Here is a 21,493-nt window from a genome sequence, read left to right as displayed (position 1 = left end):
ATTGGTTTCATTGTAAAAATCATAATATACCAAAAAGAGACGCCTATATAGACGTCTCTCCTGGTAATCTTAAACTTGTATGTGTTGTTATTGGAAGGCAAATACCTTGCCCAGTGCTTCGTTACTTGTAAACGTATTGTCTAAATCTTGAAGCTTTCCGCTGCCAATATCAATCACCATTCCATGTACGGCTAATGGTTGATTGTTTTTCCAGGCATTTTGTACAATAGAAGTGGTACATAGATTAAACACCTGTTCTTTTACATTGAGTTCAATAAGACGGTTTACTTTTTCCTCATGGTCTGTAATACCATCGATTTCGTTAGCATGCAAACGATAAACGTCCTTGATGTGGCATAGCCAGTTGTCAATTACTCCGTATTGTTTTCGGCTTAGCGATGCTGCAACCCCACCGCAGCCATAATGACCGGCTACCACAATGTGTTTTACTTTCAATACGTTTACAGCATAGTCCAAGACGGATAGCATGCTCATATCCGAGTGTACACACATGTTGGCGATGTTGCGGTGTACGAACACTTCGCCAGGTTTCGAACCTACTATTTCATTGGCTGGAACACGGCTATCTGCGCAACCAATCCAGAGGATCTCTGGACTTTGTCCTTTAGCCAATTGTTCAAATCGCCCCGATGTATCATTTTTAACAAACTCTATCCAAGACTTGTTGCCTTCTAATATTTTCTGAAAACCTAGTTCTAGTTCTTTATTTTCCATAATGATAATTTGTTATTTCTTATGATGTTAACTAGTTGCATGAAATCAACCAAGTTAGTACATTTTCGTAAATTTAATTAAATATTTGTTTTTGCTACCGGTCGGTACCGATGATGTTCTCAAGCAGTGCTATACTTCTACCTGCTCTTGTTGTACGACTACTTCTCGATTTTTTTTGTAAGTAATAGCGTCTAGTTCTATATCAATACCTTTACTCATCGCATTCATCTGAAAATCTTTGAGAACTTCGATGACGTCTTTATCGATGAATTTGCTAAATCTCCCGTCAATTCGAATGGCCTGTACACCTTTCGGTAAGCTGTAGAGTTTTTGTTGAATAGGTACTTTGTTGAGGAAAGATACTTCTTCTGCAAGCGTCATAGTAACCTTTTTTTCACCATTTTCGTTACTAATTTCCATTTTAAAGGCATTCTGCATATTTGCACGAATAATATAGAACAGGGCTACTACAATACCTATTCCCACGCCCATCAACAGGTCCGTAAATACAACCGCTACGATGGTTGCAGCGAAGGGAATAAATTGATCCAATCCTTTACGTAGCATCTTTTTAAACAAGCTTGGGTTAGCGAGCTTGTAACCCGTATGGAGTAGTATGGCAGCTAAACACGATAACGGGATCAAATTGATGAGGGTAGGTATAGCTAGAAGCGCTACTAGAAGCCAAAGGCCATGTAACATGGCAGACTGGCGTGTCCGACCCCCAGCTTGTGCGTTTGCGGAAGAACGTACAATAACAGATGTCAAGGGAAGCCCACCTAGAAACCCACTGGTCATATTACCAACGCCTTGGGCTACCAGTTCTCTATTGGTCGGCGTAACACGTTTAAAGGGGTCTATCTTATCGATAGCTTCGATACTGAGCAACGTTTCTAAACTGGCAATGATAGCAATCGTAAAGGCAACTATCCATACATCTTTATTCAAAATCTGCGTAAAATCAGGAAAAATGAATAATTGTGTAAATTCTTGGAATGAGCTCACGATGGGGATCATCACAAAATGATTTTGATTTAGCTGCATACCGGATCCTTGAAAAATAGATGCTAAACCGACGCCTAATAACACGACCACAAGTGGAGCAGGAACTTTATTGACACCTTTTATTTTTGGCCAATAAATAAGTATGGCAAGGGATAGGAAGCAGATGATAGTGGCTCCCCAGTTGACGCCGGACAAAACCGTATCTTGAAATGCAGCGATACCTCCACCGGCGTCGAGTTCGAAAGCATGTTCTTCTGATAACCCAAAAGCCAACGGTATTTGTTTAAGTATTATGGTGATACCGATCGCAGCCAACATGCCTAAAATTACAGCCGATGGAAAATAGTTTCCAATCATGCCCGCTTTGATGATGCCCAAAATAAGTTGGACAATACCCGCGATGACAACAGCGAGCAAAAATGTTTCGTACGCACCTAATTGTTCGATGGCACCTAGTACAATTACCGTTAAACCAGCTGCGGGACCGCTCACGCTGAGCGGAGATTTGCTCATCGATGCAACAACCAATCCACCAATAATTCCTGTTAATAAACCGGCGAATAATGGCGCACCGGAAGCCATAGCAATACCCAAACAGAGTGGTAGCGCTACAAGAAACACTACAATACTTGATGGGAAATCATATTTTAAGTCCCTTTTCGATAATTTAAGAAAAGCAGACAGACGAGTTCCTGACATAAAATTAAATTTTTAATCCGTTATCTATTCAAATAAACCAAACCAATAAAACATTTTGAAGCTGAATAAAACCTCAAAAAAATGCATGTAAGATAGGGATTAACTGTTGGGGGGTGGGGGAGGAACGGACGGATGGAACACGCTAAAAAGTCCTTCGTTTTTCAAATAACGCTTCTCTTTACTCAGGTTCTCGATAACCGGGCAAAATGAAAGATAATCAGAAGTTGTTGTGAAAAGCTTCGCGCCTGCTTCGTGTAAATCCTCAGAAGCGTTGTTTCCCTTTGCAGTATTCTCAATTTCTAATTGAAGAACAACCTGTAAAATGGTTCCTTGATCGAGTATATTGACAAACATAGGCGTAGCCGAAATCAGCATCTTTGTCATAAAGATGGCAAAACACAATTTCGCTGCTAGTATCCTTGTCGTCTTCGTTATCACGCTCTTTTATTTTGTTCTTTCCAAAAATACAATTTTTTCTTTGGAAAAAATAGCGAAAGCAAACAATTCGTGTTAATTATTTATTAATTATCCATATCTTTCCTTATTTAATTGAAATTGTTACAATTATGTGGCATTTTTGTTTCGTTTGGCCATTTAACTAATCGACATATGATATCGAACATAGAAGAATTTGTTGAAAAAATAACAACGTCCTACAATCCGAAGGGAGATCATATCCAGTTAGGTTCTGGAATACTGGGTAGTGAGGTTATTACCGATGCTAAGGTCAACTTGGCGCTTAAAATTATGAACCGACATGGGCTCATCGCGGGCGCTACCGGTACGGGGAAAACCCGTACCCTACAGTTGATCGCAGAGCAACTGTCCGATAAAGGCGTGCCCGTCTTTATGCTTGATGTAAAAGGGGATTTGTCAGGATTGGCGGAGCAGGGAAAGACTAACGAAGCATTGTTAGCACGTGGGCAACTTGTGGGGATTCCGTTTGAACCCGCACAGTTTCCGTTGGAACTGTTTTCGCTTAGCGGAAAGTTAGGCGCTCCTATGCGTATTACTGTGCAAGATTTTGGTCCCATTCTGCTAGCACGTGTATTGGATTTGAATGATACGCAAACGGGCGTATTGTCTGCTATATTTAAGTATGCTGAAGATCAACGATGGGAGCTGATTGATCTAAATGATTTAAAGAAATTACTTGCTTATCTTGCAGGTGGCCCTGGGGCAGAGGATATAAAGGATGATTACGGTAAAATAAGTACGGCGACTTCGGGCACTATTTTACGGAAGATTGTGGCCGTAGAACAACAGGGTATAGCCCATATTTTTGGAGAAAAGGAGTTTGACATACAGGATCTTTTCAATAAGGTTGACGGAAGAGGTGTAATTACGTTATTGAATATTTCGGACATTCAAGACCAACCTTTGGTGTTTTCTACTTTTCTGTTGAGCCTTTTAGCGCAGTTGTTTAAAAAACTACCTGAAGTTGGCGACCTAGATAAGCCTAAGCTGGTTTTTTTCTTTGATGAGGCGCACTTATTATTCAACAATGCATCGAAGGCTTTTCTTACACAGGTTGAACAGATAATACGTTTAATCCGGTCGAAAGGGATCGGCGTGTTTTTCTGTACACAAGCGGCTACCGATATTCCGGCGTCTGTCTTAGGCCAATTGGGTAATCGGGTGCAGCATGCGCTGCGAGCATTTACGCCTAATGACGCAGATAACCTTCGCAAAACAGTAAAGACCTATCCGTATTCTCCTTTTTATGAAATAGACAAGGTGTTAACATCTTTAGGTACAGGGCAAGCTTTAATTACGGTGCTCAACGAAAAGGGAATTCCCACTGAGGTAGTCGCTACGCATTTAGTGCCTGCTAGAGCAATTATGGGGCCATGTCGACCAGAAACGTATTCGCAGATTACAACGGATTCCGAATTTTATAGTAAATATCAGGAGCGCGTAGAACGGAGGAGCGCCGCGGAAATTGTGGACGAGAAGACGGCTGTGCTTGAGGCACGGGAAGAACAGGAGAAAGCAAAGAAAGAAGCTGAAAGATCGATAAACCGTAGCACGGGTAGACGAAGTTCCAGACAGACACCGATAGAAGCCGCGAAAACACAGGCTTCCCGTACGTTAGCAAGAGAGGGAGCAAAGCTTTTAGGGAAATTGGCGAACGGTATCTTAAGCGCCATGTTCAGAAAGAAATAGATAGAATAAATTTTTATATTTGTTAAGTGGGATTTTGTAATTGTTAACAAAAAGTAAATAATGAGTAAACCAACATTGTTAATTCTAGCCGCGGGAATGGCGAGTAGATACGGGTCGTTAAAACAGATTGATGGATTCGGGCCGCATGAAGAAACCATTATTGACTATTCAATATATGATGCTATTCGAGCCGGTTTTGGGAAAGTCGTATTTATTATTCGCGAGGAATTTGTAGAGAAGATGCGTGCGGTTTTTGACAAAAAACTGAGTGGTAAGATTGAAGTAGACTATGCTTTTCAAAGTTTTGATCTGACAAAATTTGGTATTGACAGTGTAATTGAACGTACGAAACCTTGGGGAACTGCCCATGCTGTTATGAGTGCTAAGGACCATATCAATGAACCTTTTTGTGTTGTTAATGCAGATGATTTTTACGGCAAGGATGCTTTTGAAAAAATGGCTGCTTTCTTGCGAAATGAAGTTACAGATGAAAGAATGGCTCTCATGGGATTTAAAGTCGGAAATACCATGTCAGATTATGGATATGTCTCTAGAGGTGTGTGTGATGTAGATGGGGACGGGAATATGGTTTCGGTAACGGAACGTACAAATATCTATTATGTAACAGATGATGCCGGCAATAGGAAAATTGTGTACGAGGAGGATGGTAAACAACACGATTTGAATCCCGACACTAGGGTTTCGATGAATTTTTGGGGATTTACTCCTCGGATTTTTGATGTAGCACAAAGTATGTTTTCTAAATTTGTAGAAGCCAACGGTGACAACCCAAAATCAGAGTTTTTTATTCCTTCTGTTCCCGATTATATGGTGAAAAATGACATGGCTAGCTTTCGGGTTATTCCTACTTCTTCCAAGTGGTTCGGCGTAACATACAAAGAAGACAAACCCATTGTGCAGGAATCTATCTCCAGTCTCATTAAAGAGGGCGTATACCCCGAAAAACTGTTTTAAGAAAAAAAGCGGCCAATTGGCCGCTTTTTTTCTTAAAACAGTTGGGCTTATTTCACTTCTTCAAACTCTACATCTTGCACATCATCGCCACCTTGTTTATTGTTATTTTGTGCTTGACCCGCATCGCCACCTTGCGGTTGCTCTGATCCGCCTTGCTGTGAAGCCGCGTACATCTCTTCCGATGCTGCATTCCAAGCATTCTGAAGTTCAGCAGAAGCGGTATCGATATCGGCAAAGTTTTTTGCAGCGTAGGCCGTTTTCAGTTTTTCTAAACCAGCATCGATAGTACCTTTTTTATCTGCGGATAACTTGTCTCCATATTCTTTCAGTTGTTTCTCTGTGGAGAAGATCAACGCATCAGCAGCATTTATTTTCTCTGCTTCTTCTTTTACTTTCTTATCTGCTTCCGCATTCGCTTCTGCTTCTTGTTTCATTTTTTGAATTTCTTCTTCAGATAATCCAGAAGAAGCTTCGATACGGATATTTTGCTCTTTACCGGTGGCCTTGTCCTTTGCTGACACCTTAATAATACCATTGGCATCAATATCAAACGTTACTTCGATTTGAGGTACGCCACGAGGTGCCGGCGGAATGTCCGTTAACTGGAAACGTCCAATCGTACGGTTTTGTGCTGCCATTGGCCGCTCACCTTGCAGAATATGTATCTCCACAGAAGGCTGATTATCCGATGCGGTGGAGAATACTTCTGATTTTTTCGTCGGGATAGTTGTATTTGCTTCGATTAACTTGGTCATTACCCCACCCATTGTTTCGATACCTAATGAAAGTGGTGTAACATCTAGCAATAATACATCTTTTACTTCTCCTGTTAATACACCACCTTGGATAGCAGCTCCCAGCGCTACAACTTCGTCCGGGTTTACACCTTTTGACGGCTCTTTGCCAAAGAAGTTCTTCACTGCTTCTACGATAGCTGGAATACGGGTAGAACCTCCTACCAATATGATTTCATCAATATCGGAAGTATCATATCCTGCATTTTTCAAGGCCGATTTACAAGGATCTATTGTACGTTTAATCAAATCAGCGGCTAAAGATTCAAATTTAGCGCGCGAAAGGGTGCGTACCAAGTGTTTAGGACCGGTTGCATCAGCAGTGACGTAAGGCAAGTTGATTTCTGTTGAAGTGGTGCTGGACAATTCGATTTTAGCTTTTTCCGCAGCTTCTTTCAAGCGTTGTAACGCCATTGCATCCTTTTTAAGGTCAAAGCCATTGTTTTCATTTGCAAATTCTTCTGCCAACCAGTTGATAATGACATTGTCAAAATCATCACCACCTAAGTGGGTGTCACCATCTGTGGATTTGACTTCAAATACACCATCTCCAAGTTCCAGTACCGAAACGTCATGCGTACCTCCACCACAGTCGAACACGACAATCTTCATGTCTTTGTGCGCTTTATCCAAACCGTATGCCAATGCAGCAGCAGTCGGTTCATTGATAATACGCTTTACAGTGAGACCAGCAATTTCACCGGCTTCTTTTGTAGCTTGGCGTTGTGCATCGTTAAAGTAAGCCGGGACGGTAATAACCGCTTCGCTTACTTCCTGCCCTAAGAAGTCTTCAGCTGTTTTTTTCATTTTTTGAAGAATCATCGCAGAAATTTCCTGTGGCGTATATTTGCGATCGCCGATTTCAACGCGCGGTGTATTGTTATCACCTTTTACTACCGCATAAGGAACGTGTCCAGCCTCTTTTGTAGATTCATCATAAGACAAGCCCATGAAACGCTTGATTGAATAGACTGTTTTATTCGGATTCGTGATAGCCTGACGTTTTGCAGGATCACCTACTTTACGTTCGCCGCCTTCAACAAAAGCAACAATAGAGGGGGTCGTACGTTTTCCCTCGTTGTTTGCAATAACTACCGGCTCGTTACCCTCCATCACGGCAACACATGAGTTTGTAGTACCTAAGTCGATTCCAATAATTTTTGACATATCTCGTTTTTTATATTTACAAATTAGTAATTAACTTTATTTTTAATGATATGTTATCTCTTTAACAACACCTGTGCCAAGGTTAAAATCGACATTAAAATGTCTCTTATGTCGTTTTTCTTGTAAGCTGTTCTGTCAAACTGTCATAATATCACCCTAAACAATAAAAGGGGGATGGCAAATGGCTTAATTTTATAGTTTACAGAAAGCAGCCCGCCACCAAAAATTTTTTTACCCGGAATAAATTAGTAAATTCGTGGTAACATTAAGCATAAACATGACCTTTCAGGAATACTTAGATTATTTTGAACAAATTTTGACTTCACCCGAGGACTACGATCCCTACGGGGACGCAGCGTATTTAAATTATACAAAATTAAATTGGTCGAGGATGAACCGGTGGTTAAAACGTTTTGAACCAAATCAAGCTATAAAAAGCTTGATAGCTAGCATGACCGAACCGCAGCACTGGATTGTGATCACCGAACCATGGTGTGGCGACGCAGCTCATTCTGTGACACAACTTTATATGATGGTTAAGAATAATCCGAATATTGATTTTGAAATACAGCTCCGTGACACCGAGCCGTTTCTCATCGAAGATTACCTTACTGATGGAAGCAAATCAATTCCGAAACTTATTATTCGGAATGATGTAGGACACGATAAGGTGATATGGGGCCCTCGCCCCCAACCGTTGCAGTATTTATATCTGCAGATGAAAGAGGAGGGAAAACCGTTCGAGGAAATTAAGGAAGTTATGCAGAAGTGGTATAACGAAGATAGCGGAGAGGAACTGCAAAAAGAACTACTCGCTCGGTTAAGTTAATTTATCTTCAAACGACAGAAATGAATATTGAAGACATTCGGGAATATTGTCTGGCTCAACCGGGCGTGACAGAAGAATTACCTTTTGGTCCAGATACCTTAGTATTTAAAGTGGGAGGTAAGGTGTTTCTGTTGGTTGGACTAGACCAAGTTGATACGTTGTGCTTCAATGTGAAATGCGATCCCGACCGTGCCGTTGAATTACGTTTGAACTATCCTGAAACGGTTATTCCTGGCTATCACATGAACAAGAAGCACTGGAACACTGTTTATTGTAACAGACAACTTCCTGATGAGCGTTTGAGAACTTTTATCGATGATAGTTATGCATTGGTGTATGATTCGCTATCTAAAGCAGTAAAGGAAAGCATAAACCTTCATGATTAAACAGCGCCGAGAACAGGGACGATAACCTGGGAGGTCTTCATAGCTTTATTAATAAATCAAATTTTCCAAAAGATTCCGCCTTTGCTGCCGCGGATTGGACCCTCCTCCGAAAAATCGATTGTTGCCTAATGCATCAAAAAAGTCATTCATAGTCATAGGTTTACTTTTTTTGTCCCGCCATTGATTGGGTACATTGTCTACCACAAAATCGATGTTGCGGGCCCAGTAATTGATATGCATTTCTGGTATGGCGAGCCCTAGTATCATGCCAGGAAGTCCGTGTACCAATGCCGGCCCTCCGGATATGGGTATCTGGTCGGTATAAAAAGCGACTATATAAAGCGAATCGGATGTAGCACCGTTAACTCGTCGACAATCATACCCTGCTATATTTCGATATTCATCGGTAAAGCGCCAGGTGATTTGTTGCAACGAGTCCTGTAACAAGTATTTTTCATCTAAATCAAGTTCCAACTCGCTCGTGCCATCATGGAGATTTTGGTAATACACTTTATGTTCGCCCGGTCGGGAGGCTCGTCGGACACTGGGCGCGCTTGCTCTACGGTTCATATTCCTGTTACCTCCTCTTCCTGCGCTACCGCGGCCCGGGGTTGCAGTAGTTTCAGTCTGTTCTGACTCAGCAGGTGTCATGAGCGTCTCGTCTTCGTCAAATCGTAGCGTGAACATAGACGAGCTTTTTTCCGGTATGTCATCGATATTGCCGCCGAACCGCATCATCATTCCCCGATTCCCGCCAGCGCCGGTCGATTGCTTATTCGTCATTTCACGCATCCGGGCTCTTATATATACCTCTTTTTCAAAACTAATAATGCCTTTTTGTGGGAAGTAAGCATGTTGTGCTGCTCCCTCAAAATAACAACAGCATACGAACGTAATATATATTAAAATCAGTTTACTCATTTTTTAACTTTCGCTTTTCTTTCCTAAATTCTTATTAAAATCCCATTTCAGGCCAAGCATAAAATATTGTGTCAGCATCAGTTGCTGTGATTCCGAAAAACTATTGTCGTTAAAGGACCTGTTGGTGTTATTGAAGCTATTGAATACGTCAAAAGCTTTAACACTTAGTAATAATGACTCATCCTGTAATAACTTTCGCGTGAGTTCGAGATTCATATAAAACTGGGTAATCGGTTCTGGAAAGACTTTCGATTTTCCCGTATAACCATAATGCAATACCTGGGTAAGACTAAACTTAAACGGCAAAAAGTATTTTAGGTCTGCATTAGCAGCTGACCTAAAAGCTGTATTGTTCAGATCTTCTCGTAGGCTATTTACTTCATTATTGACTCCTATGCTTAAATTTAGATTGAAATTTACGTTTTTCGAATCTTCTTTATTCGCACTTATGCCCGCATTCGCATTAGTATTGTTGCTACGATTGAGTTCACCGTTGACGTATTCGTAGTTATTAGCGTATTGCAGGGATGTAAATGGGCCAAATTGGACAATGCCATTTAAAATAGGACGGGTATAGTTGGCGTGCACACGCCCGTTCCAGTTAATATGGTCCTGAATATTGACAAAGGATGTTGTTGTTCTTCCCTCCTCGTCGATAATCGATCGATTGACAATAGCATTTTTTGTAAAACCGCTCATCGCGTTGATATTAAAAGAAGATGCTTTCAACAAACTAAATTTATTAAAATTGAAGTTGATATTGTTGTTTGTTTCCCGCTTCAAGTCGGGGTTTCCGAGTTGTCGGTACAATTCATTAGTGGGTGGTTGTATCGGTTGTAATTGAGTGAAGCTCGGTACATTCGTATTGTTCTGATAACGTATAGTCAAGTTTTTATTATTGCTAATGCGGTAAGAAACATTAGCATTGAGATTGTTTTGCCAGAAGCTTCTGGAAAGTTCTACATCTCGATAGCTGTCAGCTAATTCTTGATAACGGTGGGTCATCCTGTTCGTTACATTGATGTTGAATTTTTCTGTATTAAAATTTAAGCTGAGATCAACGCCGTTATTTCGAGAATGGTTTTTCTCATTTTTTGAATATAAGCTATCCAATGTCATATCGGTTGTATGGGAGTCGATATCATACGCATTGGTCAATCCCGTGCGTGAATTGGTATTGAAGCTATACCCCAATGTAGCATTTAACTGTCGGGTAATAGGCTCACTGAGATTAAAGGATACGCCCATCCCGTTATTGGTGTTTTCTACAAGTCGCGTTTGATGAACAGACACATCTCTTTCGAAAACACCAAGACTGTCGTATAGATTTGTTTGTTCGTTTACCTGGTTCGTCGAGGTTGTATTGTCTATTCTCGTATTGAGGTGAAGGTTTAAACTTCGACCGTTTTTATGAAGCCGCCTGCGGTAGTCGACCTTCATGTCAAGGTCCTCTTTGTCGCTTTTACTGCTATTTCGGCTCTCAAATTCGTTGGCTATTACTGTACCATTACGAATAGTCGTGCTCTTTGAATTATTAGCGGATGTTTGCTGTCCTTTTCCGCCGTTCAGCTGTATATTTAAATTGCTTACAGAATCGATTCTATAACGGATTCGCGATCGTAAGGTATGCTGTTTGCTGTCGCTTTCAGAATCGGATTCCCTTGTTGTTTCCTGCGTATGGTTATCGTTTAATATCCGCATATTGTAGCTTGAGGATTCATTAGCCATACCATTATTGAGAAAGTTGTAACTAGATGTCAAATGTAGCTTTCTGTCGAGAAAATTGTTCTCATAGTTCAACCCTCCACTTTTATGTGTCGGACGACCAACAATTTGATTGTTCATGCGGATCCGGCTGGCATCACCACCGTTTGTCATGTTGTTCCAGTTTCCGGTGAATGCTAGGCGTTCAGACCTATTGAATTTAGCGGCAAATATATTGGCGTCAAAAAGACTTTCTGTACCGAGGCTGGCATTTGCGTTACCAAAGATACCTTGTCTAGCTTCTTCTTTTAGAACGACATTTACTGTTTGATAGCGTTCACCGTCATCTATGCCGGTAAGCTCGGCTTCATCAGACTTACGTTCGTATACTTGTACTTTATCAACTGCGTCTGCCCTAACGTTTCGGATAGCAATTTTAGGGTCGTAACCAAAAAATTCTTCTCCATCAATCAATACTTTGGAAACATTTTTGCCTTGTGCAGTGATTTCGCCGGAAGCCGATACTGTTAATCCAGGGAGCCTACGTAACAAATCTTCCAGTTTGGCGTTCTTTTCTGTTTCAAAGCTTCCCGCATCATATTCTATCGTGTCGCCTTTGATTTTAATAGGGATTTTCTGGTTAATTACAACTTCTTCTAGTAGATTAGATTGTGAGTTGAGACTAATACTTTTCAGGTCGATATGGTCATTTTTTATTTCTAGTGGCTGGCTAAGGATCTCGAATTTCGGATACGTAACGAGAAACAGGTATTCCCCCTTTTCTATTTTTTCCAGACTAAATTTCCCGTTTGGATCAGCCCGTGTAAAATACCGCATAATGGAATCTGTGTCCAAAAGGACTATAGAAGCGTTTTCCAGTGGTTTTTGGTCCGCTTCGTCTACAATTACACCTTGTACGGACTGTGCAAACAGGTAATGGCTGATCATGCACAGAAAAATAAGTATACACCTTTTCATTAATTAAAGCTAGTAACTCAAAGAAAAGAACAAAATAGATAAAATCATGTTAAATTGACACTTGTAATAGCTTTGATACAAAGAAGGCAAAAAAATAGCGTAGACTCTTTAATCCACGCTATTTCTGTTGATCAACGTCAAGCTAACTCAGCTGGGAGACTCTAATCGTATTGGTTTTTCCTTTTTGGTGTAAAGGAGTAGACGCTGTGTTGATGACAATTTCTCCTGGAGAAACGAGGTTAAGTTCCTTCAGTAAGCCGTTCACGTCTTGGATAGTGCCATCGGTACTTTCAAATTTACTATACACAAATACTTTTACACCCCATAGTAAACTAAGTTGATTGATTAAGTTCTTGTTGCCTGTAAAGACATATATATGCGCGTCGGGGCGATAGCTTGAAATTTCAAGTGCTGTATATCCCGAAGATGTCATAACAGCAAAAGCGGTTGCTTTGGTATTTTTGGCAAGGTGTATGGAAGACCCGCATATCGCGTCTGATATCTTTGTTTGTTCGGACAGAACGCTCTCTTTCGGACTGTAATAGGGGTAGGATGTGGCTTCCACTTGTGTAATGACTTTTGTCATCGTTTCGATAACAATTTCCGGGAACTCTCCGACGGAGGTTTCCCCACTCAACATCACTGCATCAGCACCGTCTAATACGGAATTGGCGACATCGTTGACTTCTGCGCGCGTAGGACGAGGTGTTGTAATCATACTTTCCAGCATCTGCGTGGCGATAATTACAGGTCTAGAAAGATCGCGACATTTTTGTACGATCATTTTTTGTAAACCGGGAACGACTTCCATTGGCATCTCGACACCCAAGTCGCCACGTGCTACCATAATCGCATCAGTTGCTTCTATAATGGCATCGATATTATCAATGGCTTCTGGTTTTTCAATTTTAGCAATCACTAATGCATGGCTTCCTTTCGACTTGATGATTTCCTTACATTGGTGGATATCTTCTGCCGAACGTACAAAGGACATAGCAATCCAATCTGCTCCGTTATCTAAAGCAAAGTTGAGGTTGTCCAGATCTTCTTCCGTAAGAGAGGGGATGGAAACTTTTGTATTGGGAAGATTGACACCTTTGCGGGAAGTCAATACGCCACCATGTACCACTTGGCATTTTACTGTATCTTTGTGGTTCGTACTGATAACCCTCAATTGTAGCTTTCCATCATCCAATAAGATGATTTCATTCTCCTTAACATCATTCGGGAAATTTTCGTACGTGATATATATGCGCGCTTCGTCGCCAATGAGCTCTTTGGTTGTAATCTCGACCTGCGAACCATTGATTAAAATAGCTCCTCCCTCTTTCATTTTCCCAATACGAATTTTCGGACCCTGAAGATCCGCCAAAATTCCTACGTTAAAAGGATGTTCATTGTTAATTTCTTGAATAGTTTTAATCACTTTGAGGTGGTCGTCTTGGCTGCCGTGAGAGAAATTAAGGCGACAGACATCCACACCTTTTGCAATCATGTTCGTCAATATGGTCTTATCTGACGATGCCGGACCTAGTGTGGCAACAATTTTTGTCCTTTTTTGAATCTTATTCATTTACAGTGTTTTATTTATGTGTATTTTATTCTTTTAAGAAGTAAAACAGTATAGTGCAAAAATAGCAATCTGTTTAATAAGTTAGGTTTAAGAAAGTGTAAAATTTACACTTTGCGTTATTTTAAAACGCTAAAATATAAGATTTTCTTTGGATTTCAATGATGCGGGGTCTAACTTTTTAGCTAGAATGACTTCATTGATGTCCTTTATTTCGGTTAACAATGTGCGGAGGTCGTCTCGGTCTATATAATGTTTTATAATTAAAAAGTAGTCAAAATTTGGAAGTTCGGGGAGAAGAAAAGTGCCCTCTAAACTACGGTTGCTTATGATGTAGAATTCGAATTCAAAATTGTTGTCACAATAGCGATAGATTGTGAAATAGTGTTTTAGCAGCTTCTTTTGTTTATTTTTTTCATACACGATATGGTAATCCATCTCATCTCGCTCTTTTTCTTTTGCATATCCTTTGTGATCCACATAATCTTCTTTTCCACGCTCAAACGCCAGGCCAGCATGTTTGTAAAGAAAATGACATAGTCTGTAGTCGCGTAATGGTGAACTGATGCCAATCAATACGAAATCGAGCTCGATATCGAAATCGAGATCAAGTGTCAAATGTTTTTTAGTTATGCTCACAGTTTTCGAAATTAGGAAAAAATCGCCTGTAAAGTATATTTCTACCTATTTTTATGGTTAAAAACACCTGTTGGTTTCAAAGTTTTTGGTATAAACAAAAAAAAATGTTAATATTGGATACGCTCTGTATGGTAATGGTAGCGGTTTTTAGACAGGTTAGAGAGTCAGGACGTTCTTCTTTCCCACCATCAAGTCAAAAAAGGGTTTGATATTTGGGGAAATTTATTTTTCTTTGCACAGATTTATTAAACAATTAAATTATAAAATCATGTCAGATATCGCATCAAGAGTAAAAGCAATTATCGTTGAAAAGTTAGGTGTAGACGAAGCAGAAGTAACACCAGAGGCTTCATTCACGAATGATTTAGGTGCAGACTCACTTGACACAGTTGAGTTGATCATGGAATTCGAAAAAGAATTTAACGTGGCTATTCCAGATGATCAAGCTGAAAACATCAGTACAGTAGGTCAAGCTATCTCTTATTTAGAAAAGAACGTTAATAACTAATTTATTAGGCCAAACATATTTAATGGAGCTTAAAAGAGTAGTTGTAACAGGGTTAGGTGCCCTTACACCTTTAGGAAATGATGTCTCAAGTTATTGGGACGGATTGCTTAATGGTGTGAGTGGCGCTGCTCCTATTACGCATTTCGATGCATCAAAATTTAAGACCCAATTCGCTTGTGAAGTGAAGGGATTTGATCCACATAACCATATGGATCGTAAAGAGGCTCGCAAGGTCGATCCTTTCGTTCAGTATGCTATCGCCTCTACAGATGAAGCTGTAAAGGATGCTGGATTAGAATTCGATAACTTAGACAGAAACCGGATAGGTGTTATTTGGGGGGCTGGTATTGGTGGTTTGACTACTTTTACTGAAGAAGTGGCAAATTTTGTCAGAGGTGATGGAACACCCCGTTTCAATCCTTTCTTTATCCCAAAAATGCTTATCGATATTGCTCCTGGTCATATTTCTATGCGTTATGGTTTGCACGGGCCAAATTTTTCGGCAGTTTCTGCCTGCGCGTCTGCTACAAATGCGATGATTGATGCCTTTAACTATATTCGGTTAGGTAAAGCTGATGTTATTATCACTGGTGGTTCAGAAGCGACGGTAAACGAAGCCGGTATAGGTGGATTTAATGCAATGCACGCATTATCTACCCGCAATGACGACCCTAAAACCGCATCTCGTCCTTTTGATAAGGATCGTGACGGTTTTGTTTCGGGTGAAGGTTCGGGAGCTATTATCCTAGAAAGTTTGGAGCATGCGCTGGCGCGTGGAGCCAAGATTTACGCTGAAGTTGCGGGAGGTGGTATGAGTGCAGATGCACATCATATTACCGCATCTCATCCCGAGGGGTTGGGTGCTAAATTGGCGATGAATATGGCCATTACGGATTCAGGACTTGCGTATTCAGATATTGATTATATCAATCTTCACGGTACATCTACACCGGTTGGGGATATCAGTGAGCCAAAGGCTATTATCGGGTTATTTGGCGAGCATGCGTATAAGATGAACCTCAGCTCTACAAAGTCAATGACAGGGCACCTATTGGGAGCAGCAGGAGCAATAGAAGCTATGGCTTCCATCTTGTCCGTTAAACATGATATTGTACCGCCTACTATTAATCATTTTACGGATGACCCAGAGATTGATAATAATCTAAACTTTACTTTTAATAAGGCTCAGAAACGGGAAGTAAATGCTGCATTGAGTAATACATTCGGTTTCGGCGGTCATAATGCATCCATTATTGTAAAGAAATACCACTCTTAATATTTTATATTAAGAAAAAGGGGATTATTGAGATACAAATAATAGGTGGTTTCGAAGAGAGACTGCCTATTACTTATTTATATCATAGACTTAATGCCTTTCTTGAGGATATACTATTTATACTTTTCTCCGCATAGAGCTTACGTTCGTAAACTGAAGAATATCCTTGGATTTGTTCCGGGGAATATCAAGTTATATCAAATGGCGTTTCGCCATAAGTCTGTTGCAACCACCATTAAGGACGGTGTAAAGAATAGTAACGAGAGGCTTGAGTTTTTGGGGGATGCTGTATTGGGTTCTGTCGTCGCGGAGCTGTTATTTAAGTTGTACCCTTATAAAGGTGAAGGATTTTTGACGGAACTTCGCTCGAAAATTGTTAGTCGTGCCAATCTGAATCAACTATCCCATAAGCTGGGTTTTAATGAGTTGATAGAATACGATGCCCGTATGATAAGCTATCCGAACAAGCAGGGATCTCTGCTTGGGGACGCTTTTGAAGCTGTTGTTGGTGCCGTATATATGGATAGGGGATATGCATTCACTCGGGAATTTCTGTTAATGCGGATTATCAAACCCCATGTTGATATTCAGATGTTGGAAATTACCGAAACTAATTTTAAGAGTCGTCTTATTGAATGGTGTCAACATTTTGGAAAGGATATTCAGTTTGTACCGGTCGAGAATCCACCAGGCGAATCGTCTAAACTGTTTACAATGAAAGTTGTTATAGATGGCGAGATACAGGGTGTCGGAAAGGATTTTAATAAGAAAAGTGCTGAAAAGCTGGCCGCAGAAAAGGCTTGTGAGGAGTTGAAAGTGTTTGGCATGGAAGAACTTTCCCGTTAATTCCCTTTTTTATTACCTTTGCCATATGGCAAATATCAAACCTTCATTAGCTAAAGGCACGCGCGATTTCTCTCCTCGGGAAATGGAAAAGCGAAATTATATATTCAATACTTTAAGGACTGTCTTTAAAAAATTTGGTTACAATGAGATTCAAACCCCCTCGTTCGAGAATTTATCTACTTTAACAGGAAAATACGGTGAAGAGGGAGATAAATTAATTTTTAAGATACTCAACTCCGGGGATTATCTAGCTAAAGCGCCAGCAGCGTTCTTAAGCGAAAAATTGTCCAATAAGCTACTTTCTCATATTTCAGAAAAAGCACTCCGTTATGATTTGACCGTGCCTTTCGCTCGATACGTTGTCATGCATCAACATGAGATTGTCCTGCCCTTTAAACGTTTTCAGATACAACCTGTGTGGCGTGCGGATAGGCCGCAACGGGGGCGATATAGAGAATTTTATCAATGTGATGTTGACGTAGTAGGATCTTCCTCATTGCTTAACGAAGCAGAATTTATACTGATTTATCGAGAGGCCTTAGCGGCTTTAGGCTTGAACGATTTTACTATAAAGATTAATAACCGTAAGGTTTTATCGGGTATCGCGGAAGTGATAGGAAAACCTGAGTTGATTGTTGATATGACTGTGGCTATCGACAAATTAGATAAAATTGGGCTGGATGGTGTAAACAGTGAGCTGTTGGGACGTGGGTTTACGGAAACAGATCTCGATTTATTGAAGCCCATCATTCTGCTTGATGGTTCCAATGATGAAAAACTAATGTCTTTAAAAGAGATATTATCTGCTTCTTCCATTGGACTGCAAGGTGTCGCAGAAATAGAGGAGGTCTTCCGTTATCTGAAGGATTTCGGGGTAGAACGATTGTTGGATAATAGTATAGAAGTGGATATAACCCTCGCACGTGGTTTAAACTACTACACTGGTTGTATTTTTGAAGTAAAGACAAATGAGGTCTCAATGGGGAGTATCGGAGGTGGAGGTCGGTACGATGACTTAACTGGAATGTTCGGATTAAAAGGTCTTACGGGTGTGGGCATTTCATTTGGTGCTGACCGCATTTACGATGTGTTGGAAGAGTTGGAACTTTTTCCAGCTTCTTCTGCTTCCTCAACACAAGTACTTATTACAAATTTTGGCGAAGAAACGTATGCGCATGCACTTCCTTTGTTATTCAATTTAAGAAAAGCCGGAGTGGCTGCTGAGCTTTATCCTGCTTCGACGAAGTTGAAGAAACAAATGGGATATGCGGATGGCAAACAAATTCCTTATGTATTGCTGGTTGGGGAAGAGGAGATGGCATCCGGTGCGTATTCACTGAAGGACATGGCATCGGGTGAGCAACAAAAAATTTCATATGAGGAATTGATTGCTTTTTTGACAAAAAACACCTTTTCCTGCTGAAATATTGCCCGAAATATCGTTATAAATGATTAGATTTGTAGTCGGATTAGTTAAGAAATTCAATACTTCAAAATGAGTTCAACACCTATAACAAAAGAAACATACTTAGAATGGTATAAGTCCATGTTACTTATGCGTAAATTCGAGGAGAAAGCAGGTCAATTATACGGTCAGCAAAAAATTCGCGGATTTTGTCACCTTTATATTGGTCAGGAAGCGGTTATGGCAGGCACTATTTCTGCTACTAGACCCGAGGATTCCGTTATAACATCTTACCGTGACCATGCGCATGCTTTAGCAAAAGGTATGTCTGCTAAAGAATGTATGGCAGAGCTTTTTGGAAAAGTGACAGGTTGCTCTAAAGGTAAGGGTGGCTCCATGCACTTTTTCTCGAAAGAACATAAAATGATGGGTGGTCACGGAATCGTTGGTGGACAGATCCCATTGGGAGCAGGTATTGCTTTTGCGGAACAGTATTTGGGAAATGATAATGTCAATGTATGTTTTATGGGTGATGGTGCTGTTCGCCAGGGAGCTTTAAATGAGGCCTTCAACATGGCGATGTTGTGGAAATTGCCGGTTATTTTTGTTTGTGAGAACAACGGGTATGCGATGGGTACCTCCGTGCAGCGTACCACGAACATGGTGGATATTTATAAAATGGGACACGCATTTGATATGCCGAGTGCGCCTGTTGATGGAATGGATCCTGTAGCCGTACATAATGCTATGGATGAGGCTGTTCAACGTGCTCGTGCAGGCGAAGGCCCAACTTTCTTAGAAATCCGTACTTACCGCTATAAAGGACATTCTATGTCAGATCCCGCTAAATACCGTACAAAAGAAGAGTTAGAGGAGTATAAAGGGAAAGATCCTTTGATTACCACTAAAGCGGCTATTATGGAAAATAAATATGCAGATGAGGCTTGGTTTAAAGAGGTAGAAGCTGAAGTGAAAAAGGTGATCGACGAGGCTGTGAAGTTCGCAGAAGAGTCTCCGTATCCAGATCCTTCAGCCATCTATGAAGATGTGTATGTGCAAGAGGACTACCCTTTCATAAAGGAATGATTTAGCGAATTACTTTAACTTAAAGATACAATCTACTATACGATATGGCTGAAGTAGTAAAAATGCCGAAAATGAGCGACACCATGACCGAAGGTGTAATCGCAAAATGGCACAAAAAAGTCGGTGATAAAGTAAACTCAGGTGACCTAATTGCCGAAGTTGAAACAGATAAGGCAACAATGGATTTTGAATCTTATCAAGAGGGAACATTGTTGTACATAGGCCCAAAAGAAGGCGAGGCGGTAGCAGTTGACGCTGTAATTGCCGTTTTGGGGGAAGAAGGAGAAGATTATAAAAGCTTATTAGAAGGGGACAGTTCTGCCTCTAAAGAAGAAGAGAATAAAGAAGAGGCGTCCTCCAATACAGAAGAGCCTGCTTCGGATGATGTGGACGAAGATTCACCATCCGTTTCTGCAGAAGACTTAGGTTGTACGGTTATCACGATGCCACTATTGAGCGACACGATGACCGAAGGGGTAATCGCACAATGGAATTTTAAAGTAGGAGATGCTATCAAGTCTGACGATGCTATTGCAGATGTGGAAACAGACAAGGCGACGATGGAAGTTACTGCCTATGCAGAGGGGACATTGCTATACATTGGAGTAGAGGCGGGACAAGCAGCGAAAGTGAATGATATTATTGCTATTGTCGGTCCAGAGGGAACAGATGTGAAGCCTTTGCTTAAGCAACAACCCAGCTCTTCTGGTAAAGTTGCTAAATCGGAAGAAGCTAAGCAGGAAAGCAAGGAAACAAAAGAAGAAGCGTCTGGTTCGACAGCCTCTGCTTCTAACGCGTCGGACGATTCGCGCGTCAAAGCATCTCCTTTAGCTCGCAAAATAGCAAAGGAAAAAGGTATTAATTTAAATGATATAGAAGGTTCTGCTGAGGGTGGACGGATTGTGAAGAAAGATGTAGAGACCTTTGTTCCAAAAGCAAAGGAACAGCCTTCGGCACCTGCATCTGCAGCTACGGAGTCCAAAACGATATCTTTACCACAGTATATTGGAGAAGAAAAATATACGGAGCAAAAAGTGTCGCAAATGCGCAAGACCATTGCTCGGCGGTTATCAGAATCTCTATTCACAGCTCCGCATTTCTATTTGACCATTTCCGTAGATATGGATAATGCTATCGAAGCCCGTGGTCAAATTAATGCAGTAGCACCGGTAAAAGTTTCTTTCAACGACATCGTTATTAAGGCAGTTGCTGTAGCGTTGAAACAGCACCCTGCGGTAAATTCGTCATGGCAAGGGGATACCATTCGTTTTAATGAACACGTAAATGTTGGCGTAGCAATGGCTGTAGAAGATGGCCTATTGGTGCCAGTTGTGCGCTTTGCTGATGGTAAATCGTTATCTCATATATCTGCAGAAGTGAAAGAATATGGTCAGAAAGCGAAAGCTAAGAAATTGCAACCATCAGATTGGGAAGGTTCAACGTTCACGGTTTCCAATTTAGGTATGTTTGGAATTGACGAATTCACATCCATTATCAATTCACCTGATGGTGCTATCTTGTCTGTAGGGGCTATTCAGCAGGTTCCAGTAGTCAAAGATGGTGCTGTCGTACCGGGTAACATCATGAAGTTAACTTTAGGTTGTGACCACCGGGTGGTTGATGGTGCTACGGGAGCAGCATTTCTACAAACATTGAAAGGACTATTGGAAGCGCCAATCAGGCTTTTAGCGTAAAGCGCAGGTATTTTCATAATAGAATTAAAAAGGACATCCATAGACAGATGTCCTTTTTGTATAAATGATAGAGAATAATCCTTGATTTTTCTCTTAATAAATATTAATTT

At 40.7% G+C, this 21,493-nt stretch carries 18 protein-coding genes; 10 read left to right on the top strand and 8 right to left on the bottom strand.

The window, feature by feature from the left end; genetic code table 11:
• Nucleotides 1-87: 87 nt before the first annotated feature.
• The 3 genes from C5749_RS18050 to C5749_RS18040 form a co-directional block, all read right to left on the bottom strand.
• Nucleotides 88-735: a carbonic anhydrase gene (locus tag C5749_RS18050; protein ID WP_105727617.1), complete on the bottom strand. Its 648-nt coding sequence runs from the start codon at nt 733-735 to the stop codon at nt 88-90.
• Nucleotides 736-864: 129 nt separating this feature from the next.
• The gene (locus tag C5749_RS18045) at nt 865-2,439 is read right to left on the bottom strand and encodes a SulP family inorganic anion transporter (RefSeq protein ID WP_105727616.1); all 1,575 of its coding nucleotides are present in this window, start codon (nt 2,437-2,439) and stop codon (nt 865-867) included.
• 99 nt (nt 2,440-2,538) lie between these two features.
• Entirely contained in the window at nt 2,539-2,877 is a 339-nt protein-coding gene (locus C5749_RS18040; RefSeq protein WP_245893838.1) for a hypothetical protein, read from the bottom strand.
• A gap of 171 nt (nt 2,878-3,048) precedes the next feature.
• Between C5749_RS18040 and C5749_RS18035 the strand changes: the two genes are divergently transcribed.
• Complete coding sequence (locus tag C5749_RS18035; RefSeq protein WP_245893836.1) at nt 3,049-4,605, top strand: helicase HerA-like domain-containing protein; 1,557 nt, start codon at nt 3,049-3,051, stop codon at nt 4,603-4,605.
• A 60-nt stretch (nt 4,606-4,665) separates the two neighbouring features.
• Nucleotides 4,666-5,580 carry a sugar phosphate nucleotidyltransferase gene (locus tag C5749_RS18030; protein WP_105727615.1) on the top strand — a complete coding sequence of 305 codons (915 nt, stop codon included), beginning with the start codon at nt 4,666-4,668 and terminating at the stop codon, nt 5,578-5,580.
• Between the two features lie 47 nt (nt 5,581-5,627).
• Here C5749_RS18030 and dnaK read toward each other — a convergent pair whose 3' ends face one another.
• Entirely contained in the window at nt 5,628-7,541 is a 1,914-nt protein-coding gene (gene dnaK, locus C5749_RS18025) for a molecular chaperone DnaK (protein ID WP_105727614.1), read from the bottom strand.
• A 277-nt stretch (nt 7,542-7,818) separates the two neighbouring features.
• Between dnaK and C5749_RS18020 the strand changes: the two genes are divergently transcribed.
• Nucleotides 7,819-8,370: a thioredoxin family protein gene (locus C5749_RS18020; protein WP_105727613.1), complete on the top strand. Its 552-nt coding sequence runs from the start codon at nt 7,819-7,821 to the stop codon at nt 8,368-8,370.
• Nucleotides 8,371-8,390: 20 nt separating this feature from the next.
• A complete protein-coding gene (locus C5749_RS18015) occupies nt 8,391-8,756 on the top strand; it encodes an MmcQ/YjbR family DNA-binding protein (RefSeq protein ID WP_105727612.1) in 366 nt (121 codons plus the stop codon).
• Nucleotides 8,757-8,804: 48 nt separating this feature from the next.
• Here C5749_RS18015 and C5749_RS18010 read toward each other — a convergent pair whose 3' ends face one another.
• The 4 genes from C5749_RS18010 to C5749_RS17995 form a co-directional block, all read right to left on the bottom strand.
• On the bottom strand, nt 8,805-9,677 hold the full coding sequence (locus tag C5749_RS18010) for a GLPGLI family protein (protein ID WP_105727611.1): 873 nt from the start codon (nt 9,675-9,677) through the stop codon (nt 8,805-8,807).
• A gap of 3 nt (nt 9,678-9,680) precedes the next feature.
• A complete protein-coding gene (locus C5749_RS18005; protein WP_181151519.1) occupies nt 9,681-12,329 on the bottom strand; it encodes an outer membrane beta-barrel protein in 2,649 nt (882 codons plus the stop codon).
• 172 nt (nt 12,330-12,501) lie between these two features.
• Nucleotides 12,502-13,932 carry a pyruvate kinase gene (gene pyk / locus C5749_RS18000; protein ID WP_105727609.1) on the bottom strand — a complete coding sequence of 477 codons (1,431 nt, stop codon included), beginning with the start codon at nt 13,930-13,932 and terminating at the stop codon, nt 12,502-12,504.
• 129 nt (nt 13,933-14,061) lie between these two features.
• The gene (locus C5749_RS17995) at nt 14,062-14,568 is read right to left on the bottom strand and encodes an IPExxxVDY family protein (protein WP_245893835.1); all 507 of its coding nucleotides are present in this window, start codon (nt 14,566-14,568) and stop codon (nt 14,062-14,064) included.
• 268 nt (nt 14,569-14,836) lie between these two features.
• On the opposite strand from C5749_RS17995, the gene C5749_RS17990 reads away from it, so the two are divergent.
• From C5749_RS17990 to C5749_RS17965, 6 genes are all read left to right on the top strand, one after another.
• Nucleotides 14,837-15,076, top strand: coding sequence for an acyl carrier protein (locus tag C5749_RS17990; RefSeq protein ID WP_105717695.1), 240 nt, complete (start codon nt 14,837-14,839; stop codon nt 15,074-15,076).
• Between the two features lie 22 nt (nt 15,077-15,098).
• A complete protein-coding gene (fabF, locus tag C5749_RS17985) occupies nt 15,099-16,352 on the top strand; it encodes a beta-ketoacyl-ACP synthase II (RefSeq protein WP_105727608.1) in 1,254 nt (417 codons plus the stop codon).
• A gap of 93 nt (nt 16,353-16,445) precedes the next feature.
• Nucleotides 16,446-17,198, top strand: a complete 753-nt coding sequence (gene rnc / locus C5749_RS17980; protein WP_105727607.1) for a ribonuclease III — start codon at nt 16,446-16,448, stop codon at nt 17,196-17,198.
• A gap of 25 nt (nt 17,199-17,223) precedes the next feature.
• Nucleotides 17,224-18,621 carry a histidine--tRNA ligase gene (hisS, locus tag C5749_RS17975; RefSeq protein ID WP_105727606.1) on the top strand — a complete coding sequence of 466 codons (1,398 nt, stop codon included), beginning with the start codon at nt 17,224-17,226 and terminating at the stop codon, nt 18,619-18,621.
• Between the two features lie 72 nt (nt 18,622-18,693).
• Complete coding sequence (gene pdhA, locus C5749_RS17970; RefSeq protein ID WP_105727605.1) at nt 18,694-19,689, top strand: pyruvate dehydrogenase (acetyl-transferring) E1 component subunit alpha; 996 nt, start codon at nt 18,694-18,696, stop codon at nt 19,687-19,689.
• 44 nt (nt 19,690-19,733) lie between these two features.
• Nucleotides 19,734-21,383: a 2-oxo acid dehydrogenase subunit E2 gene (locus tag C5749_RS17965; RefSeq protein WP_105727604.1), complete on the top strand. Its 1,650-nt coding sequence runs from the start codon at nt 19,734-19,736 to the stop codon at nt 21,381-21,383.
• The last annotated feature ends 110 nt before the right edge of the window (nt 21,384-21,493 follow it).

The sequence above is a fragment of the Sphingobacterium gobiense genome, assembly GCF_002980575.1.
Lineage (GTDB): Bacteria > Bacteroidota > Bacteroidia > Sphingobacteriales > Sphingobacteriaceae > Sphingobacterium > Sphingobacterium gobiense.
This window is presented reverse-complemented; position numbering and strand designations above follow the sequence as displayed.